The sequence below is a fragment of the Variovorax sp. EL159 genome (assembly GCF_900100965.1).
GTDB lineage: Bacteria > Pseudomonadota > Gammaproteobacteria > Burkholderiales > Burkholderiaceae_C > Variovorax.
Genome location: NZ_FMUJ01000001.1, coordinates 1225578 through 1248738 on the forward strand (window position 1 = coordinate 1225578; position 23161 = coordinate 1248738).

At 65.4% G+C, this 23161-nt stretch carries 23 protein-coding genes; 21 read left to right on the top strand and 2 right to left on the bottom strand.

Annotated elements, in window-relative coordinates:
• Nucleotides 1–97 precede the first annotated feature (97 nt).
• The 19 genes from scpB (at nucleotide 98) to BLQ28_RS05860 (ending at nucleotide 19516) form a co-directional block, all read left to right on the top strand.
• On the top strand, nucleotides 98–1024 hold the full coding sequence (scpB, locus tag BLQ28_RS05770; protein WP_093237554.1) for an SMC-Scp complex subunit ScpB: 927 nt from the start codon (nucleotides 98–100) through the stop codon (nucleotides 1022–1024).
• Nucleotides 1021–2820, top strand: a complete 1800-nt coding sequence (locus BLQ28_RS05775) for a pseudouridine synthase (RefSeq protein ID WP_093237555.1) — start codon at nucleotides 1021–1023, stop codon at nucleotides 2818–2820. The genes scpB and BLQ28_RS05775 overlap by 4 nt, the downstream gene beginning before the upstream one ends.
• A gap of 151 nt (nucleotides 2821–2971) precedes the next feature.
• The gene (gene ndk, locus BLQ28_RS05780) at nucleotides 2972–3397 is read left to right on the top strand and encodes a nucleoside-diphosphate kinase (protein WP_013542117.1); all 426 of its coding nucleotides are present in this window, start codon (nucleotides 2972–2974) and stop codon (nucleotides 3395–3397) included.
• 21 nt (nucleotides 3398–3418) lie between these two features.
• Nucleotides 3419–4567 (top strand): dual-specificity RNA methyltransferase RlmN, encoded by a 1149-nt coding sequence (gene rlmN / locus BLQ28_RS05785; protein WP_093237556.1) that lies wholly within the window; start codon nucleotides 3419–3421, stop codon nucleotides 4565–4567.
• Between the two features lie 4 nt (nucleotides 4568–4571).
• The gene (gene pilW / locus BLQ28_RS05790; RefSeq protein ID WP_093237557.1) at nucleotides 4572–5426 is read left to right on the top strand and encodes a type IV pilus biogenesis/stability protein PilW; all 855 of its coding nucleotides are present in this window, start codon (nucleotides 4572–4574) and stop codon (nucleotides 5424–5426) included.
• Entirely contained in the window at nucleotides 5419–6366 is a 948-nt protein-coding gene (locus BLQ28_RS05795; RefSeq protein WP_093237558.1) for a helix-turn-helix domain-containing protein, read from the top strand. Before pilW ends, BLQ28_RS05795 begins: the two co-directional genes overlap by 8 nt.
• Nucleotides 6363–7640: a flavodoxin-dependent (E)-4-hydroxy-3-methylbut-2-enyl-diphosphate synthase gene (ispG, locus tag BLQ28_RS05800; RefSeq protein WP_093237559.1), complete on the top strand. Its 1278-nt coding sequence runs from the start codon at nucleotides 6363–6365 to the stop codon at nucleotides 7638–7640. Before BLQ28_RS05795 ends, ispG begins: the two co-directional genes overlap by 4 nt.
• 15 nt (nucleotides 7641–7655) lie before the next feature.
• A complete protein-coding gene (gene hisS, locus BLQ28_RS05805; protein WP_093237560.1) occupies nucleotides 7656–8966 on the top strand; it encodes a histidine--tRNA ligase in 1311 nt (436 codons plus the stop codon).
• A 6-nt stretch (nucleotides 8967–8972) separates the two neighbouring features.
• Nucleotides 8973–9665 (top strand): YfgM family protein, encoded by a 693-nt coding sequence (locus BLQ28_RS05810; protein ID WP_093237561.1) that lies wholly within the window; start codon nucleotides 8973–8975, stop codon nucleotides 9663–9665.
• 7 nt (nucleotides 9666–9672) lie between these two features.
• Nucleotides 9673–10815: an outer membrane protein assembly factor BamB gene (gene bamB / locus BLQ28_RS05815; protein WP_093237562.1), complete on the top strand. Its 1143-nt coding sequence runs from the start codon at nucleotides 9673–9675 to the stop codon at nucleotides 10813–10815.
• Between the two features lie 60 nt (nucleotides 10816–10875).
• Nucleotides 10876–12219: a ribosome biogenesis GTPase Der gene (gene der, locus BLQ28_RS05820; RefSeq protein WP_093237563.1), complete on the top strand. Its 1344-nt coding sequence runs from the start codon at nucleotides 10876–10878 to the stop codon at nucleotides 12217–12219.
• Nucleotides 12220–12383: 164 nt separating this feature from the next.
• The gene (gene hfq, locus BLQ28_RS05825; RefSeq protein WP_012747311.1) at nucleotides 12384–12629 is read left to right on the top strand and encodes an RNA chaperone Hfq; all 246 of its coding nucleotides are present in this window, start codon (nucleotides 12384–12386) and stop codon (nucleotides 12627–12629) included.
• Between the two features lie 54 nt (nucleotides 12630–12683).
• Nucleotides 12684–13853, top strand: a complete 1170-nt coding sequence (gene hflX / locus BLQ28_RS05830; protein ID WP_093237564.1) for a GTPase HflX — start codon at nucleotides 12684–12686, stop codon at nucleotides 13851–13853.
• A 74-nt stretch (nucleotides 13854–13927) separates the two neighbouring features.
• Nucleotides 13928–15295: an FtsH protease activity modulator HflK gene (gene hflK, locus BLQ28_RS05835; protein ID WP_093237565.1), complete on the top strand. Its 1368-nt coding sequence runs from the start codon at nucleotides 13928–13930 to the stop codon at nucleotides 15293–15295.
• A gap of 17 nt (nucleotides 15296–15312) precedes the next feature.
• Nucleotides 15313–16212: a protease modulator HflC gene (gene hflC / locus BLQ28_RS05840; RefSeq protein WP_093237566.1), complete on the top strand. Its 900-nt coding sequence runs from the start codon at nucleotides 15313–15315 to the stop codon at nucleotides 16210–16212.
• 13 nt (nucleotides 16213–16225) lie between these two features.
• Nucleotides 16226–16414: a DUF2065 domain-containing protein gene (locus BLQ28_RS05845; protein ID WP_093237567.1), complete on the top strand. Its 189-nt coding sequence runs from the start codon at nucleotides 16226–16228 to the stop codon at nucleotides 16412–16414.
• 44 nt (nucleotides 16415–16458) lie between these two features.
• The gene (locus BLQ28_RS05850) at nucleotides 16459–17619 is read left to right on the top strand and encodes an ATP phosphoribosyltransferase regulatory subunit (RefSeq protein ID WP_093237568.1); all 1161 of its coding nucleotides are present in this window, start codon (nucleotides 16459–16461) and stop codon (nucleotides 17617–17619) included.
• A 23-nt stretch (nucleotides 17620–17642) separates the two neighbouring features.
• Complete coding sequence (locus BLQ28_RS05855) at nucleotides 17643–18974, top strand: adenylosuccinate synthase (RefSeq protein ID WP_093237569.1); 1332 nt, start codon at nucleotides 17643–17645, stop codon at nucleotides 18972–18974.
• 17 nt (nucleotides 18975–18991) lie between these two features.
• Nucleotides 18992–19516, top strand: a complete 525-nt coding sequence (locus BLQ28_RS05860; protein ID WP_013542102.1) for a phosphoribosyltransferase — start codon at nucleotides 18992–18994, stop codon at nucleotides 19514–19516.
• A gap of 21 nt (nucleotides 19517–19537) precedes the next feature.
• On the opposite strand, the gene BLQ28_RS05865 is transcribed toward BLQ28_RS05860, so the two are convergent.
• Both BLQ28_RS05865 and BLQ28_RS05870 read right to left on the bottom strand, forming a co-directional pair.
• On the bottom strand, nucleotides 19538–20488 hold the full coding sequence (locus BLQ28_RS05865) for a class I SAM-dependent methyltransferase (protein WP_093237570.1): 951 nt from the start codon (nucleotides 20486–20488) through the stop codon (nucleotides 19538–19540).
• Between the two features lie 89 nt (nucleotides 20489–20577).
• Complete coding sequence (locus BLQ28_RS05870; protein ID WP_093237571.1) at nucleotides 20578–22095, bottom strand: helicase HerA-like domain-containing protein; 1518 nt, start codon at nucleotides 22093–22095, stop codon at nucleotides 20578–20580.
• Nucleotides 22096–22194: 99 nt separating this feature from the next.
• On the opposite strand from BLQ28_RS05870, the gene BLQ28_RS05875 reads away from it, so the two are divergent.
• Both BLQ28_RS05875 and BLQ28_RS05880 read left to right on the top strand, forming a co-directional pair.
• Nucleotides 22195–22506 (top strand): phosphopantetheine-binding protein, encoded by a 312-nt coding sequence (locus BLQ28_RS05875; RefSeq protein ID WP_093237572.1) that lies wholly within the window; start codon nucleotides 22195–22197, stop codon nucleotides 22504–22506.
• A gap of 5 nt (nucleotides 22507–22511) precedes the next feature.
• Nucleotides 22512–23156 carry a COG4648 family protein gene (locus BLQ28_RS05880; protein WP_093237573.1) on the top strand — a complete coding sequence of 215 codons (645 nt, stop codon included), beginning with the start codon at nucleotides 22512–22514 and terminating at the stop codon, nucleotides 23154–23156.
• The last annotated feature ends 5 nt before the right edge of the window (nucleotides 23157–23161 follow it).

Here is a 23161-nt window from a genome sequence, read left to right on the forward strand (position 1 = left end):
GGCCCCGCGTTGCATTCGCCGAGTGCCGGCAACGCCTCCTTCTTTCATCCTTCTGAACAAGCGTCGACCAGGCGCCTTTTCCCGGATAACGCGAATCATGAATACGGCGGATGCCAAGCGCATTCTCGAAACCGCCTTGATCTGTTCGAGCCAGCCGCTGCCGGTGCGCGACATGCGCGTGCTTTTCGACGACGAGCTGGGTGTGGACACCATCAAGGTGCTGTTGCTTGAATTGCAGGAAGACTGGGCGCAACGCGGCCTGGAGCTGGTGAGCGTCGGCAGTGGCTGGCGCTTCCAGAGCCGGCCCGAGATGCGCGACCACCTCGATCGCCTGCACCCCGAGAAGCCGCCGCGCTACACGCGCGCCGCCCTCGAGACGCTGGCCATCATTGCCTACCGTCAGCCGGCCACGCGCGGCGACATGGAAGACATTCGCGGCGTCACGATCAACTCGCTGATCCTCAAGCAGCTCGAGGATCGCGGTTGGGTCGAGGTCATCGGCCATCGCGAAACGGTCGGCCGGCCGGCGCTCTATGCCACCACGCGCCAGTTTCTCGATGATCTGGGCCTGGCGTCCCTCAGCGAATTGCCGCTGATCGAAACCCCGGCGCAACAGGCTGCGCTCGTCGACGCGCTCGAACAGGCGTCGGGCGACCAGCCGGACCTGCTGATCGAAGAGGGTGCGGCCCAAGCCTCTGCGGAGGAGGGCGCTTCGCAAGAGGCTGCCGCTCCAGTGGGCGAGCCCACGACCGTGGAGGCCGCGCCCGAGGTCTTGGAGGCCGCCACGGCGCAGGTGGTCGAAAACGCCGCAGCAGCCGATGCGGTCGAGATCACGTCCGAGGCGGCGGTCGAGCACGAGCCCATCGCCGAACCGGCGGCCGAGTCGGCCGCAGACGCTGACGCGGTGCCGCAGGCCGAGGCCGCCCCAGCGCCCGAGCTCCTATCACAGCCAGAACCAGAACCCGACACCACGTCTCTGGACGAGGCCGATCCCCACGCAGTTTCTCCCGGAAAAACCTCATGAGCCCATCCGACACCGACGACGCGGCAATGCCGCCGGTCGAGCCCGAAATCAAGAAGAAGAAAAGAGCGGCTGCGCCCAAGAAGGCTGCGGGTGATGCTATTGAATCGGTAGCGCCTGAGGCTGTTGCGCCGGTGGAGGCCGAAGAGCCCAAGAAGCCGCGTGCCCGCAAGAAAAAGCCTGTCGAACAGCCTGTGGCTGATGAGGCTGTGACGACCGTGCTCGAAGCGGCGCCAGTTGCCCCGGCCCCTGAAGCTGGCGCGGCTGCCGCAGTTGAAGCGGCCCAGGTCGTTGCCGAGGCGCTCGAAGAAGATCGCGTTCCCGCACCGGTCGAGATATCGCGTCCTTCGGAAGAAGCGGCGCACGGCCATCGCGACGACCAGGGCGAGGACGAAGAAGAGCCCGACGAAGAGGAAGACGACCTCGACCGTGCGCGCCGCGCCGCCGAGCGCGAGCAGCGCAACGCGCTTCCGCCCGAGCCGATCCGCTTTGCCGACGTCATTTCGGGCCAGTTCGACGCCGACGAGGAAAGCCCCGAGGTGCCGCCGCTCAAGCGCGTGCTGCTGCCCGAAGCCGATTCGCCCAAGCTGCACAAGGTGCTGGCGCAGGCCGGCCTTGGTTCGCGGCTCGAAATGGAGGCGCTGATCCTGCAGGGCCGCATCTCGGTCAACAACGAACCTGCCCACATCGGCCAGCGCATCCAATACGGCGACCAGGTCAAGATCAACGGCAAGCCGATCCGCTATCGCATCGCGCCGCCGCCGCCGCGCGTGATCGCGTACCACAAGCCCACCGGCGAGGTCGTCACGCACGACGATCCGCAGAACCGCCCGACCGTGTTTCGCAAGCTTCCGCGCCTGCAGCAGGGCAAGTGGCAGTCCGTCGGTCGGCTCGACCTGAACACCGAAGGCCTGCTGCTGTTCAGCAGCTCCGGTGACCTGGCCAACCAGCTCATGCATCCGCGTTTCGGCCTGGAGCGTGAGTACGCGGTGCGCGTGCTGGGTGCGCTCAGCAGCGAAGAAAAGCAGAAGCTCCTTGATGGCGTTCGCCTCGAGGACGGCATGGCCCAGTTCGGCACGATCGAAGAGGGCGGTGGCGAAGGTTCCAATTGCTGGTACCGCGTGACCATTTCCGAAGGTCGCAATCGCGAGGTTCGCCGGCTGTTCGAGTCGGTGGGCCATGCGGTCAGCCGGCTGATTCGTATCCGCTATGGCGCGATGGTGCTGCCGCGTGGCCTGAAGCGCGGCGCCTGGATGGAACTGGACGAGCGCGACATCCGCGCGCTGTTCCAGGCGTCCGGTGGTGCGGCCGCGCGCCCGGCGGGCCCGCCGCAACGCGGCCCAGGCGGCTCCGAAGGTGGCGGTCGCAATGGTCGCAACAAGAAGCGCCGTGGCAATCGCAATGGCGGTGGCGGCCAGCAACCGCGCGGCGAGGGGCGCGATGCGCCGATCCCCAGTCCGCTGGGCGATGGCCGTCCCCCGCGTGGCGATCGGGGCGGTCGTGCCAACCGTGGCGGTGGCAACGGTGGCCCCCCGCAAGGGCAGGGGCGCCGTGGCAATGGCGGTGGCAACAACCGCCAGGGCGGAGGCAATCGTCAGCAGGGCGACGACCGTCAGCCGAGCGGTGCCAACCAGCCTGATCCGATGAAGACCTCGCTGGGCTACATCGGCGCCGACAGCTTCTCGCGCCAGCGCAAGGAGCAACGCGGCGGCCCGGGTGGTCGCCGTGGCGGAGGCGGCGGTGGTGGCGGCTTCGGTGGCCAGGGTGGCCAAGGCGGCGGACGCCGTCGCGGGCGCTGAAAGCCTGCCGTTTCAGCGCGGCCTTTCACGGGGTTTTCGCCAATCCCGGGGCTTGCGCCGGTTAAAATCAGAGGCTTTGTCGACTTGTGACGCAACAAATTCGTTGCAGTTGTGACAAAACACTTCAAAATCAAGCTCAGGAAGCATTTCAATGGCTATCGAACGTACCCTTTCCATCATCAAGCCCGACGCCGTCGCCAAGAACGTCATCGGCAAGATCGTTTCCCGCTTCGAGGCTGCCGGCCTCAAGATCGTCGCCGCCAAGCTGGTGCACCTGTCGCGCAACGAAGCAGAGCAGTTCTATTCGGTGCACAAGGAGCGTCCCTTCTTCAAGGACCTGGTCGAGTTCATGATCTCGGGCCCCGTGTTCGTGCAAGTGCTCGAAGGCGAAAACGCCATCGCCAAGAACCGTGACCTGATGGGCGCCACCGATCCGAAGAAGGCCGCCGCCGGTACCATCCGCGCCGACTTCGCCGACAGCATCGACGCCAACGCAGTCCATGGTTCGGACGCCCCTGAAACCGCAGCGAACGAAGTCTCGTTCTTCTTCGCCGGCCTCAACGTCTACGCACGCTGAAGCTGTCTGTCGACTGATTCCATGACCACGGCCAACCTGCTCGACTTCGATCTCGAGGGGTTGGCTGCGTTCTGCGAAAAACTCGGCGAGAAGCGTTTCCGCGCCACGCAGCTGTTCCGCTGGGTTCACCAGCGTGGCGCCAGCGACTTCACCCAGATGACGGATCTGGCCAAGTCGCTGCGCGAGAAACTCGCCACCACCGCGCGCGTCGAGGCGCTCCCGGTTCTCACGCAGCACGAATCCAAGGACGGCACGATCAAGTGGCTGTTCGACGTCGGTGACGGCAATGCCGTCGAAGCCGTATTCATTCCCGAAGACGACCGCGGCACCCTGTGCGTGTCGTCTCAAGCCGGCTGTGCGGTCGGTTGCCGCTTTTGCTCGACCGGGCATCAGGGCTTCAGCCGCAACCTCAGCACGGGCGAAATCGTCGCCCAGCTGTGGTTTGCCGAGCACTTCCTTCGCAAGCACCTGAAGCGCGACGAGCGCGTCATCTCCAACGTGGTGATGATGGGCATGGGCGAGCCGCTGCAGAACTACTCGGCGCTGGTGCCCGCCTTGCGCACCATGCTCGACGACAACGCCTATGGGCTGTCGCGCCGCCGCGTGACCGTGTCGACCTCCGGCGTCGTGCCGATGATCGACCGGCTGGGCGCCGATTGCCCCGTGGCCATGGCGGTGTCGCTGCATGCGCCCAACGATGCGCTGCGCGACGACCTCGTGCCGCTCAATCGCAAGTATCCGATTGCCGAACTGCTCGAAGCCTGCAAGCGCTATCTGGTGCATGCGCCGCGCGACTTCATCACCTTCGAGTACTGCATGCTCGATGGCGTGAACGACCAGCCCGAGCACGCAAAGCAATTGATCGAACTCGTGCGAACGCATGGCGTTTCGTGCAAGTTCAACCTGATTCCATTCAATCCGTTTCCGGCCTCGGGCCTGCTGCGTTCGCCGCAGCCGCGTGTGCTGGCGTTCGCCAAGACGCTGAGCGAGGCCGGGCTCGTGACGACCGTGCGCAAGACGCGCGGCGACGACATCGATGCCGCCTGCGGACAGCTCGCCGGCGACGTCAAGGACCGCACCCGCGCGGCCGAGCGCATGGCCCAGCGCCGCGCGACCGAGCGACCCATTGTTTTGCATCCGGTCCGAAAGACCGCCCCCCAGGAGCATTGACGCAATGAGCATGGCCTTTCCGATGACGACCGCAAGCGCGCAGCGAATGCTGGCCGCGAGTTTTGCCGGCGTTGCCGTGGCGTTTCTGCTCGGAGGCTGCGTCAACACGCGGACCACCACCACCAGCCTGGCCGACAGCAGTTCGAGCCAGGGCTCGGAGATCGTGACCGAGTCCGACGAGACCAGCCGGCAGCGCCGCGCGCGCCTGCGCATGGAACTTGCCTCCGGCTATTTCCAGAACGGCCAGACCACCGTGGCCCTTGACGAGATCAAGCAGGCGCTGGTCGCCGACCCGAACTACGCCGACGCCTACAACCTGCGCGGCCTGGTCTACATGCGGCTCGAAGATGCCGGCATGGCAGAAGACAGCTTCCGCCGCGCCATTGCCATCAATCCGCGCGACCCCAACATCCGCCACAACTACGGTTGGCTGCTGTGCCAGCAGAACCGGTATGGCGATGCGGCGCAACAGTTCACCGAAGCGCTCGCGGTGCCCGGCTATACCGACCGCGCCAAGACGCTGATGACGCAAGGCGTCTGCGAGCTCAAGGCCGGCCTTCGCCCGCAGGCCGAGCGCAGCCTGATGCAGGCCTACGAGCTCGACGCCGGCAATCCGGTGGTCGGCTTCAACCTAGCCTCGGTGCTCGCGCAGCGCGAAGAATGGTCGCGCGCGCAGTTCTACATCCGCCGCGTCAACAACAGCCCCTCGGCCAGTGCCGAGACGCTCTGGCTCGGCATCAAGATCGAGCGCAAGCTCAACAACCGCGAGGCCGTTGCACAGTTGGGAGGCCAACTGCAGCGACGTTTCCCCCAGTCGCGGGAGGCATCAGCGTACGAGCGCGGGAATTTCAATGACTGATCGGGTTTCGGAGTTCGGCACTTCCGCGGCGCAGCCGCTCGAGGAAGGCGACATCACGCACAAGACAGCGGGCGACCTGCTTCGCGAAGCGCGCGAGGCCCACGGGCTGCACATCGAAATGGTGGCGGCCGCGCTGAAGGTGCCACCACAGAAACTCATGGCGCTCGAAGCGGACGACATCGCCTCGCTGCCCGATCCGGTCTTCGCGCGCGCATTGGCCAGCAGCGTCTGCCGGGCACTGCGCATCGACCCCGCACCGGTGCTGGCAAAGCTGCCGAGCACGCAGAGGGTGTCGCTGGCCGTGGCCGATCGCACCATCAAGACGAACATCAGCTCGGGAACGCCGCGCTGGAACAACAACGGTGGCCGCTCGAGCGGATTGCCGTCGCGTGCGGTGCTGACGGTCGTGGTGCTGCTGCTGGTTGGTGCGGGTGCGCTTTTCTGGCTGCCCCAGTCGGTTTTCGATCAGATTGGCGCCTCCGTCTCGCGCCTGACCGCGCGCAGCGAGCCCGATGCGGCTTCGACGACCGAGCCACCTGCGAGCGGACAGCCTTCGGGCGGCACAGGCGTGGTGGCTGAAACCGCTCCTACGCAATCTGCGGCACCGAGCGGGCCTGTGAGCGATGCGCCGGCAGCCAATGCCAACGCTGCGGCGGCGCCAGTGGCTGCCGCTCCCGCAGCCCCGGCAGAGAGCAGCAGCCAGCAGCTCGTTTTCGTCGCGCGCGAAGAATGCTGGATCACCGTGACCGAGGCTGGCGGCAAGCAACTGCTGCGCCGCAGCCTGCAGGCCGGCGAAACGGTCGGGCTGTCGGGCACCTTGCCGCTGTCCGTGGTGGTGGGCCGCGCCTCGGCTGTCGATGTGCAGGTGCGCGGAAAGGCCTACGATCTGAAGCCTGTCACCCGTGGTGGTGGCGTGGCTCGTTTCGAGGTGACATCGTGACCGACTGCACTCCCCAGCCCATCGAATCGGCGGCCCCGAAGCCGCGCCGTTCGCGCCAGGCCAGCGTGGTCTGGGGCTCGCGTGTCGTCACGGTCGGTGGCGACGCGCCGGTTCGCGTTCAGTCGATGACGAACACCGACACGGTCGATGCCATCGGCACGGCCATCCAGGTCAAGGAACTGGCCATTGCTGGCTCGGAGATGGTGCGCATCACCGTCAACACGCCCGAGGCGGCGGCGCAGGTGCCTTACATCCGCGAGCAGCTCGACCGCATGGGCATCGACGTGCCGCTGGTCGGCGACTTCCACTACAACGGCCATCGCCTGTTGACCGACTATCCGGCCTGTGCCGAGGCGCTGAGCAAGTACCGCATCAACCCCGGCAATGTCGGCAAGGGCGACAAGCACGATCGCCAGTTCGGCCAAATGATCGACGCCGCCATGCGTTGGAGCAAGCCGGTGCGTATCGGCGTGAACTGGGGCAGCCTCGACCAGGAACTGCTTGCGAGCCTGATGGACATCAACAGCCAGCGTGCCGAGCCCTGGGACGCCAAGCAGGTGATGTACGAAGCGTTGATCACCTCGGCCATCGAATCGGCCAGGCTGGCCGAATCGATGGGCATGGCCGGCAACCAGGTCATCCTGTCGTGCAAGGTGAGCGGCGTGCAAGACCTGATCTCGGTCTACCGCGAACTCGCGAAGCGTTGCGACTATCCGCTGCACCTCGGCCTGACCGAGGCCGGCATGGGCACCAAGGGCACGGTGGCATCGGCCACGGCCTTGTCGATCCTGCTGCAAGAGGGCATTGGCGACACGATCCGTGTGTCGCTCACGCCGCAGCCGGGCGAATCGCGCACGCAAGAAGTCGTGATTGCCTCCGAGATCCTCCAGGCCCTGGGCCTGCGGATCTTCGTGCCGAGCGTCACCGCCTGCCCGGGCTGTGGCCGCACCACGAGCACGACCTTCCAGGAGCTGGCCAAGCAGATCGACGACTACCTGCGCATGCAGATGCCGGTCTGGCGCAAGAAATATCCGGGCGTCGAGACGATGAAGGTGGCCGTCATGGGCTGCATCGTCAACGGCCCTGGCGAGAGCAAGCACGCCGACATCGGCATCAGCCTGCCCGGTACTGGCGAAGCGCCCGCCGCGCCGGTCTTCATCGACGGCGAAAAGGCCCTCACGTTGCGCGGCGACAATATCGCCAACGAGTTCCATCAACTCGTCGAAACCTACATCGAAAAGCGCTTCGGCGGCGAGCACGCCGTCGCTGCCTGACACCTCCGCAGACTCATGGCTGAAAAATTGAATGCCGTCAAAGGCATGAACGACATATTGCCGCCCGAATCGGCGCGCTGGGAGTGGCTCGAAGCCACCGTGCGCGACCTGATGGGGCGCTATGCGTACCGTAACGTCCGCACGCCGATCCTGGAGCACACCGCGCTGTTCGTGCGCGGCATCGGCGAGGTGACCGACATCGTCGAGAAGGAGATGTATTCCTTCCACGACCGCTCCGACAAGTACGGCGACAACGATCACCTGACGCTGCGACCCGAGAACACCGCCGGCCTGGTGCGCGCGGTGATCGAACACAACATGCTCTACGACGGCGGCAAGCGCCTCTGGTACATCGGCCCGATGTTCCGGCGCGAGAAGCCGCAGCGGGGGCGTTTTCGCCAGTTCCACCAGATCGGCGCGGAGGCCCTCGGCTTTGCCGGCCCCGACGTCGATGCCGAGCTGATCCTGCTCGCGAACGCGCTCTGGAAGCGGATCGGCCTGACCGACGTTCGCCTCGAACTCAACAGCCTGGGCCAGCCTGCGGAGCGTGCGCAGCACCGCGCGCAGCTCATCGCCCACTTCGAGGCGCATGCCGACAAGCTCGACGAAGACGGCAAGCGCCGCCTGCACAGCAATCCGCTGCGCATCCTCGACACCAAGAATCCGGCGATGAAGGAAGTCGTCGAGTCGGCACCGAAGCTGATCGACTTTCTCGGCGCCGAATCGCTGGCGCACTTCAATGGCCTGAAGGCCATCCTCGATGCGAATGGCGTGAGCTACACCATCAACCCGCGTCTGGTGCGTGGGCTCGATTACTACAACCTCAGCGTGTTCGAGTTCGTGACCGATCGCCTCGGCTCGCAGGGCACGGTGTGCGCGGGCGGCCGCTACGACGACCTCATCACGCAGATCGGCGGCAAGCCGGCGCCAGCCGTGGGCTGGGCGATGGGCGTGGAGCGCGTGCTCGACCTGATGAAAGAGCAGGGCACTCACATCCCCATGCCGGTGCCCGACGTTTACGCGGTCGTGCCTGATGCCGCGGCCATGCCGGTGGTGTTGCACACACTGCAGCAGTTGCGCGATGCAGGCGTGCGCGTGCAGATGCATGCGGCCACGGTCGATGGCCTTGGCAGCTTCAAGTCGCAGTTCAAGCGGGCCGACAACAGCGGTGCCACCTACGCTCTGATCTTCGGTGCCGATGAACTCGCACGTGGTGAAGTGACTCTCAAGGCGCTGCGCGACGGAAGCGGCGCGCAAACTTTCCGAACGCTTGCTGAAGTGGCCACCTGGGCCACCACCCTACAATCGCCGGCTCCCAACATCTGACAGCGCATGGCAACCCATCTCGATCTCGAAGAACAGGAACAGCTCGACCAGCTCAAGCATTTCTGGAATACCTACGGCACCCTGATCACCTGGGTCGTGCTGCTTGCCGCCGGTGCTTTCCTGGCGTGGAACGGCTGGCAGTACTTCCAGCGCAACAAAGCGGCGCAGGCTGCCGCGCTCTACGACGAGGTCGAGCGCAGCACGCAGTCCGGCGACGTCGAGCGCATCCAGCGCGTGCTGGGCGACATGAAAGAGCGTTTCGCCACCACCACCTATGCGCAACAGGCCGGCCTGCTGGTCGCCAAGACCTTGTACGAGAAGGGCAATGCCGAAGGCTCGCGCGCTGCGCTGGGCTGGGTGGCTCAGAACGCCATCGACCCCGGCTACCAGGTGATCGCCAAGTTGCGCCTCTCGGCCGAACTGCTCGACAGCAAGTCCTACGACGAAGCCTTGAAGCAGCTCGACGGCAAGGTCCCCGCAGAATTCGAGCCGCTGGTGGCCGATCGCAAGGGCGACATCTACCTGGCCCAAGGCAAGCGCGACGAAGCACAGCTCGAGTACCGCAAGGCCTGGACGGGTCTGGGTGCCGCCTCCGACTATCGCCGCCTGATCGAGATCAAGCTCAACGCGGTCGGTGTCGACCCGAAGAGCCTGGCCCCGGTCGTCACTGTAACTCCCGCAGCCTCCAAAACTCCCTGACCGCATCATGAATTTCAAGCGTCTCATGCCTGAATCGACCGCCCTGCGTGCGGGATCAGCTATTGTTTTGGTAGCGCTCCTGGCCGCCTGTTCTGGCACCAGCAAGCCGAAGCCAGCCGAGCTTCCTGCCAACCCGTCCCTGATGGGCGTGCGCCAGGCCTGGACGGTGAAGATTCCGGACGTCGGCTTCCCCCTCACCACCGATGTCAGCGGCGACACGGTGACCGTGGCGGGCAGCGACGGCACGGTGGTCGCCATCGACGCGCGTGCCGGTCGCGAGACCTGGCGTGGCAACGCCGGCGCCCCGCTGGCTGCAGGCGTCGGTAGCGACGGCGCGATGGCCGCCGTGGTCACGACCAACAACGAACTGGTTGCGCTGCAAAACGGCAAGGTCCTCTGGAAGCAGAAGCTGTCGGCCCAAGCCTTTACCGCACCGCTGGTCGCTGGCCGCCGCGTGTTCGTGCAGACCGCCGACCGCAGCATCAGCGCCTGGGACGGCCAGAGCGGCCGTCGCCTCTGGATCCAGCAGCGCGCTGGTGAAAACCTCGTGCTGCGCAAGGCCGGTGTGCTGATCGCCGTGGGCGACACGCTGGTGGCCGGCATCGGTGGCAGACTGGTGGGCATCAATCCGGCCAACGGCACCTCGCGTTGGGAATCGCCCATTGCAGCGCCGCGCGGCACCAACGACGTGGAGCGCCTGGTCGACCTGACCGGCAGCGTGAGCCGCGTCGGTGATTCGGTCTGCGCGCGTGCGTACTACGCCAGCGTCGGCTGCGTCGAAACCCAGCGCGGCGCGCTGGCGTGGAGCAAGCCAGCCATGGGCGCCGATGGCGTCAGTGGGGACCAGAGCTTTGTCTATGGCACCGAGACTGACGGCAGCGTCGTGGCCTGGCGTCGTACCGACGGCGAGCGCGCCTGGCAATCGACCCGCTTCAAGAACCGTGAACTGACCTCGCCGCTGGCTGTGGGCCGCTCGCTCATCATTGGCGAGAACACCGGAACCCTGCACTTCGTTTCGCGCGAAGACGGCGCACTGCTCAATCGCGTCACGCCCGATGGCTCAGCCATCACCGTCGCGCCGGTCTTGGCTGGCAACACGGTCGTGATCGTGACCGCCAAGGGTGGCGTGTTTGGTTACCGCCCTGAATAACTTCTCCTTTTCTCTCTCCCAAGGCCCGACCATGAAAACCGCGCCATCGAAAGGCCGGCCATGAAGCCGGTCGTGGCCCTGGTCGGGCGTCCCAACGTCGGCAAGTCGACGCTGTTCAACCGCCTGACCCAGACGCGCGACGCCATCGTCGCCGACTTCGCCGGCCTCACGCGCGACCGCCATTACGGCAACGGTCGCCTGGGCAAGCACGAGTTCATCGTGATCGACACCGGCGGTTTCGAGCCCGACGCGGGCAGCGGCATCTACAAGGAAATGGCCAAGCAGACGCGGCAGGCCGTGGCTGAAGCCGATGTGGTGATCTTCGTAGTCGATGCCCGCGAAGGCCTCTCGGCGCAAGACCACGACATCGCCAACGAACTGCGCCGGCTCGGCAAGCCCTGCGTGCTGGCGGCCAACAAGGCCGAGGGCATGCATGACGGCACCAAGCTCGTGGACTTCTACGAGCTGGGTTTCGGCGACGTGCACGGCGTGTCTGCCGCGCACGGGCAGGGCATGCGCGACCTGATCGAACTGGCGCTCGAGCCGCTGCATTTGCCCGATCCGGACGATGAAGCGGACGAGGACGACGCCAACAAGCCGATCAAGCTTGCGGTGGCCGGGCGGCCCAACGTGGGCAAGTCCACGCTGATCAATACCTGGCTCGGTGAAGAGCGGCTGGTGGCCTTCGACATGCCGGGCACCACGCGCGATGCCATCTCTGTGCCCTTCGAGCGCAATGGCCAGCACTTCGAACTGATCGACACGGCCGGCTTGCGTCGCAAGGGCAAGGTGTTCGAGGCGATCGAGAAGTTCTCGGTGGTCAAGACGCTGCAGGCCATCGAATCGGCCAATGTCGTGCTGCTGCTGCTCGATGCGACGCAAGGTGTGACTGATCAAGATGCGCACATTGCGGGCTACATCCTCGAAAGCGGCCGCGCGGTGGTGATCGCCATCAACAAATGGGATGCGGTCGACAGCTATCAGCGCGAGCAGATTCAGCGGCAGATCGAAACGCGGCTGCCGTTCCTGAAATTTGCGGCCTTGCATTTCATTTCTGCCATCAAGCGCCAGGGCTTGGGCCCGGTGTGGCAGGCCATTGCGCAGGCCCACAAATCGGCCACGCGCAAGATGTCGACCCCGGTGCTGACCCGGTTGCTGCTGGAGGCGGTGCAATTCCAGGCGCCCAAGCGGGGTGGCATGTTCCGCCCCAAGCTGCGTTATGCGCACCAGGGTGGCATGAATCCGCCGGTGATCATCATTCACGGCAATTCGCTGGAGCACGTGACGGAGGCGTACAAGCGCTTTCTCGAAGGCCGTTTCCGCAAGGAATTCGATCTTGTCGGCACGCCTTTGCGAATCCAGTTCAAGAGCTCTGCAAACCCGTTTGCTGACAAAGACGATTGAGCGGGCTTGAGCGCCGATGGCTGCCGATGAGTTGCAGCAGGTGCAGAAGTTCCCTCTTTTGAGTGCCGTTATTTTCTCAAGGCTTTTGACCCCGGTTGCTGCAGCGCAGAAACCCTGTGTTAAGGTCTTCTCTCCAACAACTACTCTTGAACACGGAGAATATCGTGAGCAATAAAGGGCAACTTCTGCAAGACCCGTTTCTGAACACCTTGCGTCGTGAGCATGTGCCGGTTTCCATTTATTTGGTGAACGGTATCAAGCTGCAAGGCCAGATCGAGTCTTTTGACCAATACGTCGTGTTGCTTCGCAATACTGTGACGCAGATGGTCTACAAGCACGCCATTTCCACCATCGTGCCGGGTCGTGCCGTCAACTTCTCGGCTGCCGAGAACGACGACGCCGCAGCCTGATCGCGCGGAGCGCGGCGGCTTGCCGTCGCGCTTTTTCCCTATTTCTGATCCCGCTTGTCTGAACTGATCCCACGCCAGGAAGGCGCCGCCGTTCTCGTCGGCGTTGACTTCGGTCTGCCCCATTTCGACAGCGAACTCGAGGAACTCGGCCTGCTCGCGCAGACCGCGGGCCTGACGCCTGTCGCTCGTCTCGCGTGCAAACGCAAGGCCCCCGATGCCGCGCTGTTCGTTGGCAGCGGCAAGGCTGAGGAAATCAAAGAACTGGCCGCCCTGCACAGGGCGAGCGAAGTCATCTTCGACCAGTCCCTGAGCCCTGCGCAGCAGCGCAACCTCGAGCGCCAGCTCGATGTGGCGGTATACGACCGCACCTTCCTCATTCTCGAAATTTTCGCCCAGCGCGCCCGTTCGCACGAAGGCAAGTTGCAGGTGGAGCTGGCTCGCCTGCAATACCTCAGCACGCGACTGGTTCGTCGCTGGTCCCACTTGGAGCGCCAGACCGGTGGCGCGGGTGTGCGCGGCGGTCCGGGCGAAAAGCAGATCGAGCTCGACCGCCGGATGATCAACGAGTCGATCAAGCGAACACGCGAGCGCCTCGCCAAGGTCCAGAAGCAGCGTGGCACGCAACGCCGGCAGCGCGAGCGGCGCGAGACCTTCAACATCTCGCTCGTCGGCTACACGAATGCAGGCAAGTCGTCTCTGTTCAATGCGCTGGTCAAGGCCCGTGCGTACGCCGCCGACCAGCTCTTTGCCACGCTCGACACCACCACACGCAATCTCTACCTGGGCGATGCACGGCGCCAGGTGTCGATTTCCGACACCGTGGGCTTCATCCGCGACCTGCCGCACGGCCTGGTCGACGCGTTCAAGGCGACGCTGCAGGAGGCGGTCGATGCCGACCTGCTGCTGCACGTGATCGACGCCTCCAATCCGCATTACCCCGAGCAGATGGCCGAGGTTCAGTCGGTCTTGCGCGACATCGGCGCCGAAGCCGTTCCGCAACTGTTGGTATTCAACAAGCTCGATGCCCTTGAAAGCGCGCAGCATCCGCTGCATCTGCAGGACGAGATGGAAATCGACGGCGTGCAGGTTCCCCGCATCTTCCTCAGCGCCAAGAGCGGCGAGGGCGTGCCGCTGCTGCGCGCCGAGCTCGCTCGGCAGTCGGGCTCCGTAGCCGATACGATGACCCCTGAGGCGGACGCTGAATTGCACGATGCCGCCAATTGATTGGGCACAATCCCGCCACTGACAAGAGAACAAAGCGAATGAATTCAAAGCCAGCGCGGAGAGGGTTTCTGGGCATGTTCAACCTGAACGATGGCCGGTGGGGTCGTGGCGACGAGCCATCCTCCAACGGCGACCGTCCGGCCGGCAACCGCCCCCCTGATGCCAATCCCCCGGGCGCACCGACGCCTCCGCCCTCGGGCAACAACAACGGCGACCGCCCCCGCGGTCAAGGCCCCAACCAGGGGCCGCCCGATCTTGATGAACTCTGGCGCGACCTCAATCGCAAGCTCGGCGGTTTCTTCGGCGGCGGCAAGGGCGGTGGCAATCGTCCCAATGGTGGCAACAGCAATGGTGGCGGCAATGGCTTCAAGCCCGACATGAAGAACGCAGGTTTCGGCCTTGGCCTTGTGCTGGGCGTGGCGGTCCTGATCTGGCTGGGCACCGGCTTCTTCATCGTGAACGAAGGCCAGCAGGCCGTCGTGACCCAGTTTGGTCGCTACAAGACCACCGTGGGCGCCGGCTTCAATTGGCGCCTGCCGTACCCGATCCAGCGCCACGAAGTGGTCGTGACCACGCAGATTCGCTCCACCGACGTGGGGCGCGACGCGATCGTCCGTTCCACCGGCCTGCGCGAGTCGGCCATGCTGACCGAAGACGAGAACATCGTCGAAATCAAATTCGCCGTGCAGTACCGCCTGAGCGATGCGCGCGCCTGGCTCTACGAGAGCAAGTCGCCCGCCGAAACCGTTGTGCAGGTGGCTGAAACCGCCGTGCGCGAAGTCGTCGGCAAGATGAAGATGGATGCGGCGCTCGCCGAAGAGCGCGACCAGATTTCGCCGCGCGTGCGTGCGCTGATGCAGACCATCCTCGACCGCTACAAGGTCGGCGTCGAAGTCGTCGGCATCAACCTGCAGCAAGGTGGTGTGCGTCCGCCCGAACAGGTGCAGGCTGCATTCGACGACGTGCTCAAGGCCGGCCAAGAGCGCGAACGCGCCAAGAACGAAGCCCAGGCCTACGCCAACAACGTGGTGCCGCTTGCGACGGGTACGGCATCGCGCCTCAAGGAAGAGTCCGAAGCCTACAAGGCGCGGATCGTTGCCCAGGCGCAAGGTGATGCCGGCCGCTTCAGTGCCGTGTTGGCCGAGTACCAGAAGGCGCCGCAGGTCACCCGCGACCGCATGTACACGGACGCCATGCAGCAAATCTACGCCAGCACCACGAAGGTGCTGGTCGACAGCAAGCAGGGCTCCAACCTGTTGTATCTGCCACTCGACAAGCTGATGCAGCTGAGCGGCAACAGCGCGGCGGCGACGCCCGTCGATGCGGCCAGCTCCAGCGCGGCCAACGCCGCGCCGACCCAGTCCTCGGTGATTCCGGTGGCGCCTGTGACGAGCGACGTGCGCGCCCGCGACGGCCGCTCGCGTGACCGCGACGTGCGTTGAGAAAGGCCTAGAAGAACATGAACAGAATCGGATTCATCGCATCGTCGATCCTCGTCTTGCTCGTGCTGTTGAGCTCGACCCTTTTCGTGGTCGACCAGCGCCAGTTCGGCGTGGTCTATGCCCTTGGCCAGATCAAGCAGGTCATTACGGAGCCGGGCCTCAACTTCAAGCTGCCGCCGCCGTTCCAGAACGTGTCGTACATCGACAAGCGCCTGCTGACGCTGTCCAGCCTCGACACCGAGCCCATGCTGACTGCAGAAAAGCAGCGCGTGGTGATCGATTGGTACGTGCGCTGGCGTATCTCCGATCCGCAGGCTTACATCCGCAACGTCGGCCTCGACGAAAACGCGGGTGCCATGCAACTCAACCGCGTGGTGCGCAATGCGTTCCAGGAAAACATCAACAAGCGCACCGTGCGTGACTTGATCTCGGTGCGCCGCGAGGCCCTGATGGCCGACGTGCAGCGCGAAGTGCTGTCGGTGGTGAAGGGCGCCAAGCCTTGGGGCGTGGATATCGTCGACGTGCGGATCACCCGTGTCGACTACGTCGAAGCCATCACCGAATCGGTCTATCGCCGCATGGAAGCCGAGCGCAAGCGCGTTGCCAACGAGCTGCGTTCGACCGGTACGGCCGAAGGCGAAAAGATCCGTGCCGATGCCGACCGCCAGCGCGAAGTGATCGTGGCGAATGCCTACCGCGATGCGCAGAAGATCAAGGGCGAGGGCGATGCCCAGGCCGCTTCGGCCTACGGCGAGGCTTTTGGCCGCGACCCGCAATTCGCCCAGTTCTATCGTAGCCTCGAGGCTTACAAGCAGAGCTTCAACAAGAAGAGCGACGTGCTGGTGCTCGATCCGTCGTCGGACTTCTTCCGGGCCATGCAGGGCTCGGGATCGACCACCAACGCGCCTCGTCGTTGATTCGTTCGGAGCCGTGAGCGCCGACACATTCTGGAGCGCGCTGGCGCTCGTCCTGGTGATCGAAGGCATCCTGCCTTTCGTGTCGCCAGGAGGGTGGCGGCGCGGCTTCGGGCAGCTCATGCAGCTGCGCGACGGCCAGCTCCGTTTCTTTGGACTTTGCAGCATCTTGCTGGGTTTGGCACTCCTTTGGGTCTTGGGGTAGCGCGGTCCCGGTAGAATCCCGGTTTAACCACGCCCCCGATTCCCATGTCCGCCTGGGTCCTCCCGGATCACATTGCCGATGTGCTGCCTTCCGAGGCGCGCCACATCGAAGAACTTCGACGCCAGCTGCTCGATACCGCCCGTGGCTATGGCTACGAGCTGGTGATGCCGCCGCTGCTCGAGCATCTCGAGTCGTTGCTGTCCGGCACCGGCGAGGCGCTCGACCTCCAAACCTTCAAGCTCGTCGACCAGCTCTCCGGCCGCAGCATGGGCCTTCGAGCCGACACCACCCCCCAGGTGGCGCGCATCGATGCCCACCTGCTGAACCGCGAAGGCGTGACCCGCCTGTGCTACTGCGGCCCGGTGCTCCACACCCGGCCCGATCGGCCGCACGCCACCCGCGAGCCGCTGCAGTTCGGTGCCGAGATCTACGGCCATGCCGGCCTCGAGGCCGACACCGAAACCCTGTTGCTGGCGCTCGATTGCCTCGACGCCGCCGGTTTGCGCGACGGCGTCATCGTCGACCTGGCCGATGCCCGCATCGTGCGCGCGCTGTTCGCCGGCGTGCCGGTCGACGGAGCAGCGCTGGCTCGAGTGCATGCGGCGCTGGCCGCCAAGGACGCGAGCGAGCTGCAGTCGCTCACCAAGGATTTCCCCGCAGCCTCGCGCGACGGGCTGCGGACGCTGGTCCAGCTGTACGGCGACGTGTCGGTGCTGGACGAGGCCGCCAAAGCCCTGAAAGGCACGCCCGCCGTGGGCGCCGCGCTGGCCGACCTGAAGCTGCTTGCAGCCGGCCTGAGCGGCGTCGCGGGCCGCCAGATCAGCTTCGACCTGGCAGACCTGCGCGGCTATGCCTACTACAGCGGCATGCGCTTCGGCATCTACGTGCCGGGCGCGGCCGACTCGCTGGTGCGCGGCGGCCGTTATGACGAGGTGGGCGCCGTGTTCGGCCGCAACCGTCCGGCCGTCGGCTTCAGCCTGGACGTGCGCGAACTGGTCGGCGTGCTGCCGGCCCGTCCGCTGCGCGCCGCGATCCGTGCGCCCTGGAGCGACGCGGCCGGGCTGCGGCAGGCCATTGCCCAATTGCGCAAGGCCGGTGAAACGGTTGTCTGCGTGCTGCCGGGACACGGCAGCGAAATCGATGAATTTCACTGTGACCGCGAGCTCGTCGAGCAAGCGGGCCAGTGGAATGTCCGAGCGATCTGAATTTTTGAAGTAATGGAACGAGCATGAGCGTAACCACCGGAAGAAACGTGGTCGTCGTCGGTACCCAGTGGGGCGACGAAGGCAAAGGCAAGCTGGTCGACTGGCTGACGGAAAGCGCCCAGGGCGTGGTCCGCTTCCAGGGCGGCCACAACGCGGGCCACACGCTGGTCATCAACGGTGTGAAGACCGCGTTGCATCTGATCCCGAGCGGCATCATGCGGCCCGGCGTCAAGTGCTACATCGGCAACGGCGTGGTGCTGTCCGCCGCCAAGCTGTTCGAGGAAATCGAAGGGCTGGAGAAGGCCGGCGTCGAAGTGCGTTCGCGCCTGCGCATCAGCGAGGCCTGCCCGCTGATCCTGCCGTTCCACGCCGCGCTCGACATCGCGCGCGAGGCGTACCGCGAAAAGGGTGGCATCGAGAAGATCGGCACCACCGGCCGCGGCATCGGCCCGGCTTACGAAGACAAGATCGCCCGCCGTGCGCTGCGCGTGCAGGACCTGAAGCACCCCGAGCGCTTCGCCGCCAAGCTGCGCGTGCTGCTCGACCTGCACAACCACGTGCTGACGCAGGTTCTGAGCGCACCGGCCATCGACTTCGACGAAGTCTTCAACGAGGCCATGAAGCACGCCGAGCTGCTCAAGCCCATGATGGCCGACGTGTCGCGCGAGCTGAACGACGCACACAAGAACGGCGCCAACCTGCTGTTCGAAGGCGCGCAGGGCACGCTGCTCGACGTCGACCACGGCACCTACCCGTACGTCACCTCCAGCAACTGCGTGGCCGGCAACGCCGCCGCCGGTTCGGGCGTGGGCCCGGGCATGCTGCATTACATCCTGGGCATCACCAAGGCCTACTGCACGCGCGTGGGCGGTGGCCCGTTCCCGACCGAACTCGACTGGGCCACGCCGGGCACGCCGGGTTACCACATGAGCACCGTGGGCGCCGAAAAGGGCGTGACCACCGGCCGCAGCCGCCGTTGCGGCTGGTTCGACGCCGCGCTGCTCAAGCGCTCGGCGCAGGTCAACGGCCTGTCGGGCCTGTGCATCACCAAGCTCGACGTGCTCGACGGCCTCGAAAAGCTGGAGCTGTGCACCGGCTACGAGCTCGATGGCGAAGTCACCGACATCCTGCCGATGGGCGCCGACGAGATCGAGCGCTGCACGCCGATCTACGAAACCCTCGAAGGCTGGAGCGAGAGCACCGTCGGCGTGACGCAATACGACAAGCTGCCGATCAATGCGCGCCTGTACCTGCAGCGCATCGAGCAGGTCACGGGCGTGCCGATCCACATGGTGTCGACCAGCCCCGACCGCGACCACACGATCATGATGCGCCACCCCTACCTGGCCGACTGAAGAGGAAAAGAAGAACCATGTTGACCGAAGACGGCAAACATCTCTACGTCAGCTACGACGAGTACCACAACCTGATCGAGAAGCTCGCGATCAAGGTGCACCAGTCGGGCTGGGAGTTCGACACCATCCTGTGCCTGGCGCGTGGCGGCATGCGACCGGGCGACGTGCTCTCGCGCATCTTCGACAAGCCGCTGGCCATCATGTCGACCAGCTCGTACCGCGCCGATGCCGGCACGGTGCAGGGCCATCTCGACATCGCGCGCTTCATCACCACGCCCAAGGGCGAGATCGCCGGCAAGGTGCTGCTGGTCGACGACCTGGCCGATTCGGGCCACACGCTGCACGCGGTGATGGACATGCTGCGCAACAACTACAAGCCGATCACCGAGCTGCGCAGCGCCGTGATCTGGACCAAGGCGCTGTCGACCTTCACCCCCGACTACTCGGTGGAGTACCTGGCGACGAACCCCTGGATCCATCAGCCCTTCGAGGGCTACGACTCGCTCGGCGCTGAAAAGCTGCTCGAGAAGTGGTCGGTCTGACCACGCCCTGAGCCAGCAGGCTCAGGTGCGCCGCAGCACTTCGGTCGCTTCCATCGCGGTGCCCGCAACGGGCCGCCGCGTGACCTGAAAACGCTGCTGCGGCAACAGCGCTTCAAAGAAGGGCAGGCTCGGCGCGTAGGCGAAGCGGCCGCCCGGTTTCAGAGCTTCCAGCACTTTCATGTAGCGCGCCGCATAGGCCGCCGCGGTTCCATCGCGCCGCAGGTGCTGATGCTGGAAGTGGTTGGAAAAAGCCATGTGCGAGATCACCGTGCCCCAGCTTTGCGGCTGCAGCGGCGCGTCGGCGTCCAGCCAGTCGCCTTGCCAGACGACATGGTCGGGCGCGGCCAGCCGGTCCATTCCCCAGGCCGCGAGTCCGAGCGTACGCAGATGCCGCACGAGGTGCGCGCCTTCGCCGCAACCCAGGTCGAGGATCGGCTCCGCCAACTGCTGCACATGGATGCCCAGTACTTTCAGCTGGAGTTCGGCCCGGTACTCGCTGCAGACCGGTTGTGCGAGCGAATCTCCGAAGCGTTCGGCCAGGAGGCCGGTGGACCAGCGCCAGAGCGCCGCGTGGTGCGCCGCCAGCAAGGGTTGCAAGGCCTGGTCGAGAGGCATCAGGGAAGAGGGCGCAGCCAGCGCCGTGCGCAGCCGCGCCAGCAATTCCCTGTAGATCGGCGCGGCCGGGGAGCTGTCGATGTCGGCGGGAGACAGGAACTGGTTGTGCCGATAGGCGACCTCACCCAACTGGCGCACGTGCTCCGAGATCCACGCTTCGCGCACGGTTTCGTCGTCCAGCAGGTCCAGCATTTCACCGCGCTTCGCCAGCAGCAGCCGGGTCGCCTCTGGGTCGAGCCGCACGAAGCGTTCGCGTGCCGTCTGGAAGCCCTGCAACGGCAGGCGGCCGAAGCGGGTGAACCTGTCCCGCGAAAGGCGCTGCACGGTCTCGGAAAGCGTTTCGTGGGCGTGCGGCATGGTCCTCGGGGATGTCGTGCGGGGGCGCCATCATAGTGATGCCGCCGCGCCGTGGCGAATCGAGCCGCGGAATCGGGCAGAGGTTTTCTTCAGCGCTTCTTGCTGCCGAAGATCCCGCCAAGCACCCCGCGCAGGATTTCCTTGCCGACCGACGTGCCCATGGTGCGCACGGCCGACTTGGCCATGGTCTGCACCAGGCCGTCGTGCTTTGCACCACGCGGGCCGGTGGTGCCGAAAAGCATGTCGTTGAGCATGCCGCCCATGCCGGAGCCCGAGGCTTCTGTCGCGGGCTTGCTCCCCGGCAGGGTGGCCGGCGGCGCATCGGGCGCACTGTCGGCGCGGCCCTTGAGCTTTTCATAGGCCGATTCGCGGTCGACCGATTTTTCGTAGACACCGGCCACCAGCGAATTGGCGATCAGCGCCTTGCGCTGGTCGGTCGTGATCGGGCCGAGCTGGCTGCCCGGTGGCAGCACGAACACGCGCTCGGTCACGCTCGGGCGGCCCTTGTCGTCGAGGAAGCTCACGAGCGCCTCGCCGACGGCGAGTTCGGTGATGGCGGTCTCGATGTCGAGGCCCGGCTTTTGCCGCATCGTGCTGGCGGCCGCCTTCACGGCCTTCTGGTCGCGCGGGGTGAAGGCGCGCAGCGCGTGCTGCACGCGGTTGCCCAGCTGGGCCAGCACCGAATCGGGAATGTCGAGCGGGTTCTGCGTCACGAAATAGACGCCCACGCCCTTGGAGCGCACCAGTCGCACGACCAGCTCGATGCGTTCCACCAGCGCCTTGGGCGCTTCGTTGAACAGCAAATGGGCTTCGTCGAAGAAGAAGGCCAGCTTGGGCTGCTCGGGGTCGCCGATTTCGGGCAACTGCTCGAACAGCTCCGACAGCATCCACAAGAGGAAGGTCGCGTACAGGCGCGGCGAATTCATCAGCTTGTCGGCCGCCAGGATGTTGATGACACCCTTGCCGCCCACCGTCTGCATGAAATCGGCGATGTTGAGCATCGGCTCGCCGAAGAACTTGTCGCCGCCCTGGGTCTCGATCTGCAGCAGCCCGCGCTGGATGGCGCCCACGCTGGCGGCGCTGATGTTGCCGTACTGGGTGGTGAACTGGCTGCTGTTTTCGCCCACGTACTGCAGCATCGCGCGCAGGTCTTTCAGGTCGAGCAGCAGCAGGCCGTTGTCGTCGGCGATCTTGAACACCAGGTTCAGCACGCCGGCCTGGGTGTCGTTCAGGTCGAGCATGCGGCTCAGCAGCAGCGGGCCCATGTCGGAAATGGTGGCGCGCACCGGGTGGCCCTGTTCGCCGAACACGTCCCACAGCGTGGCGGGGCAGGCGGAGGGCTCGGGCACCTCGATGCCGCGTTCCTTGAGCGTGGCGGCCAGCTTGTCGCCGATGGCGCCTTTCTGGCTGATGCCGGTGAGGTCGCCCTTCACGTCGGCCATGAACACCGGCACGCCGATGCTGGACAGTTTCTCGGCCATCGTCTGAAGGGTGACCGTCTTGCCGGTGCCGGTGGCGCCGGTGATCAGGCCGTGGCGGTTGGCCAGGCTGGGCAGCAGGTTGCACTCGATGGTGTCGTGGCGTGCGATCAGAAGGGGGTCGGCCATGGGGTGCTCCGTCGTATCGAAACGGGCAGTCTAATCAAGCGGCACTCCTATAATCCACGGCCCGCACGGTAGTTCAGGAAAAAGTTTCAGGAGGTTTTTTTGTCATCGACTGCTCAGCCCCCCATTCCCGCCACTGGCGACGCGCCAGAACAGTCGCCGATTGAAAAAGAGCTGGCCGTGCTGCTTGTGAACGCGCTCAATCTCGAGGTGGCTCCCGAGGAGATCGTGCCGACCGCTCCGCTGTATGGCGAAGGCCTTGGGCTCGACTCTATCGACATTCTCGAAGTCGCCCTCGAAGTCTCGCGGCGCTATGGTTTCCAGCTGCGTTCGGACGACGAACGCAACCAGCAGATCTTTCAGTCGCTGCGCACGCTCGCGACCCACGTCGCACAGCATCGCGCCGCTTCCTGATCCCCATGTCACGATGGCGACTGGCACTCCTGCTGCTGGTGGGAGTCGCCTATGCCGGGCTCTCTCACTGGATGACCCTGTTCCACGCCACGGCGCCGTGGGCGGTGGTGGTGTTGCTCGGACCTCTCTGGCTCGCCGCGATGGGCCTTGCCGCCAGCTGGTTCGGCCGCTGGGGCTTCGTTGCCGTCGCGGTGCTGGGCATCGGTGGCTTTGCGCTTGTGTTCCTGGGTGAAGCGGGCGACCCCAACCGTCTCTATGTTCTGCAGCACGTGGCCATCAACAGCGCGTTGTGCGGCTGGTTCGGCTCCACGCTGCGCGGCAACAGCACGCCGCTGATCACACAGTTCGCCCAGCGCGTTCATCCGCTCAAGGGCCACATGTTGGCCTACACCACGCAGCTCACGCGCATCTGGACGGGGTACTTCGCCGTCGTCGTCGTGGCGTCGATCGTGATCTACATGACACGGCCGTTTTCTGACTGGTCGCTGTTCGCCAACGTGCTGTCGCCGGTGATGGTGGCGGTGCTCTTCGTGGGCGAGCATCTGGTGCGTTACCGGCTGCATCCCGAGTTCGAGCGCACGCGCCTGGTGGATGCGGTGCGTGCGTTCTACGGCACCTCGTCGGTGGACCACGGCGCCGGCGGCCGATAAACAGG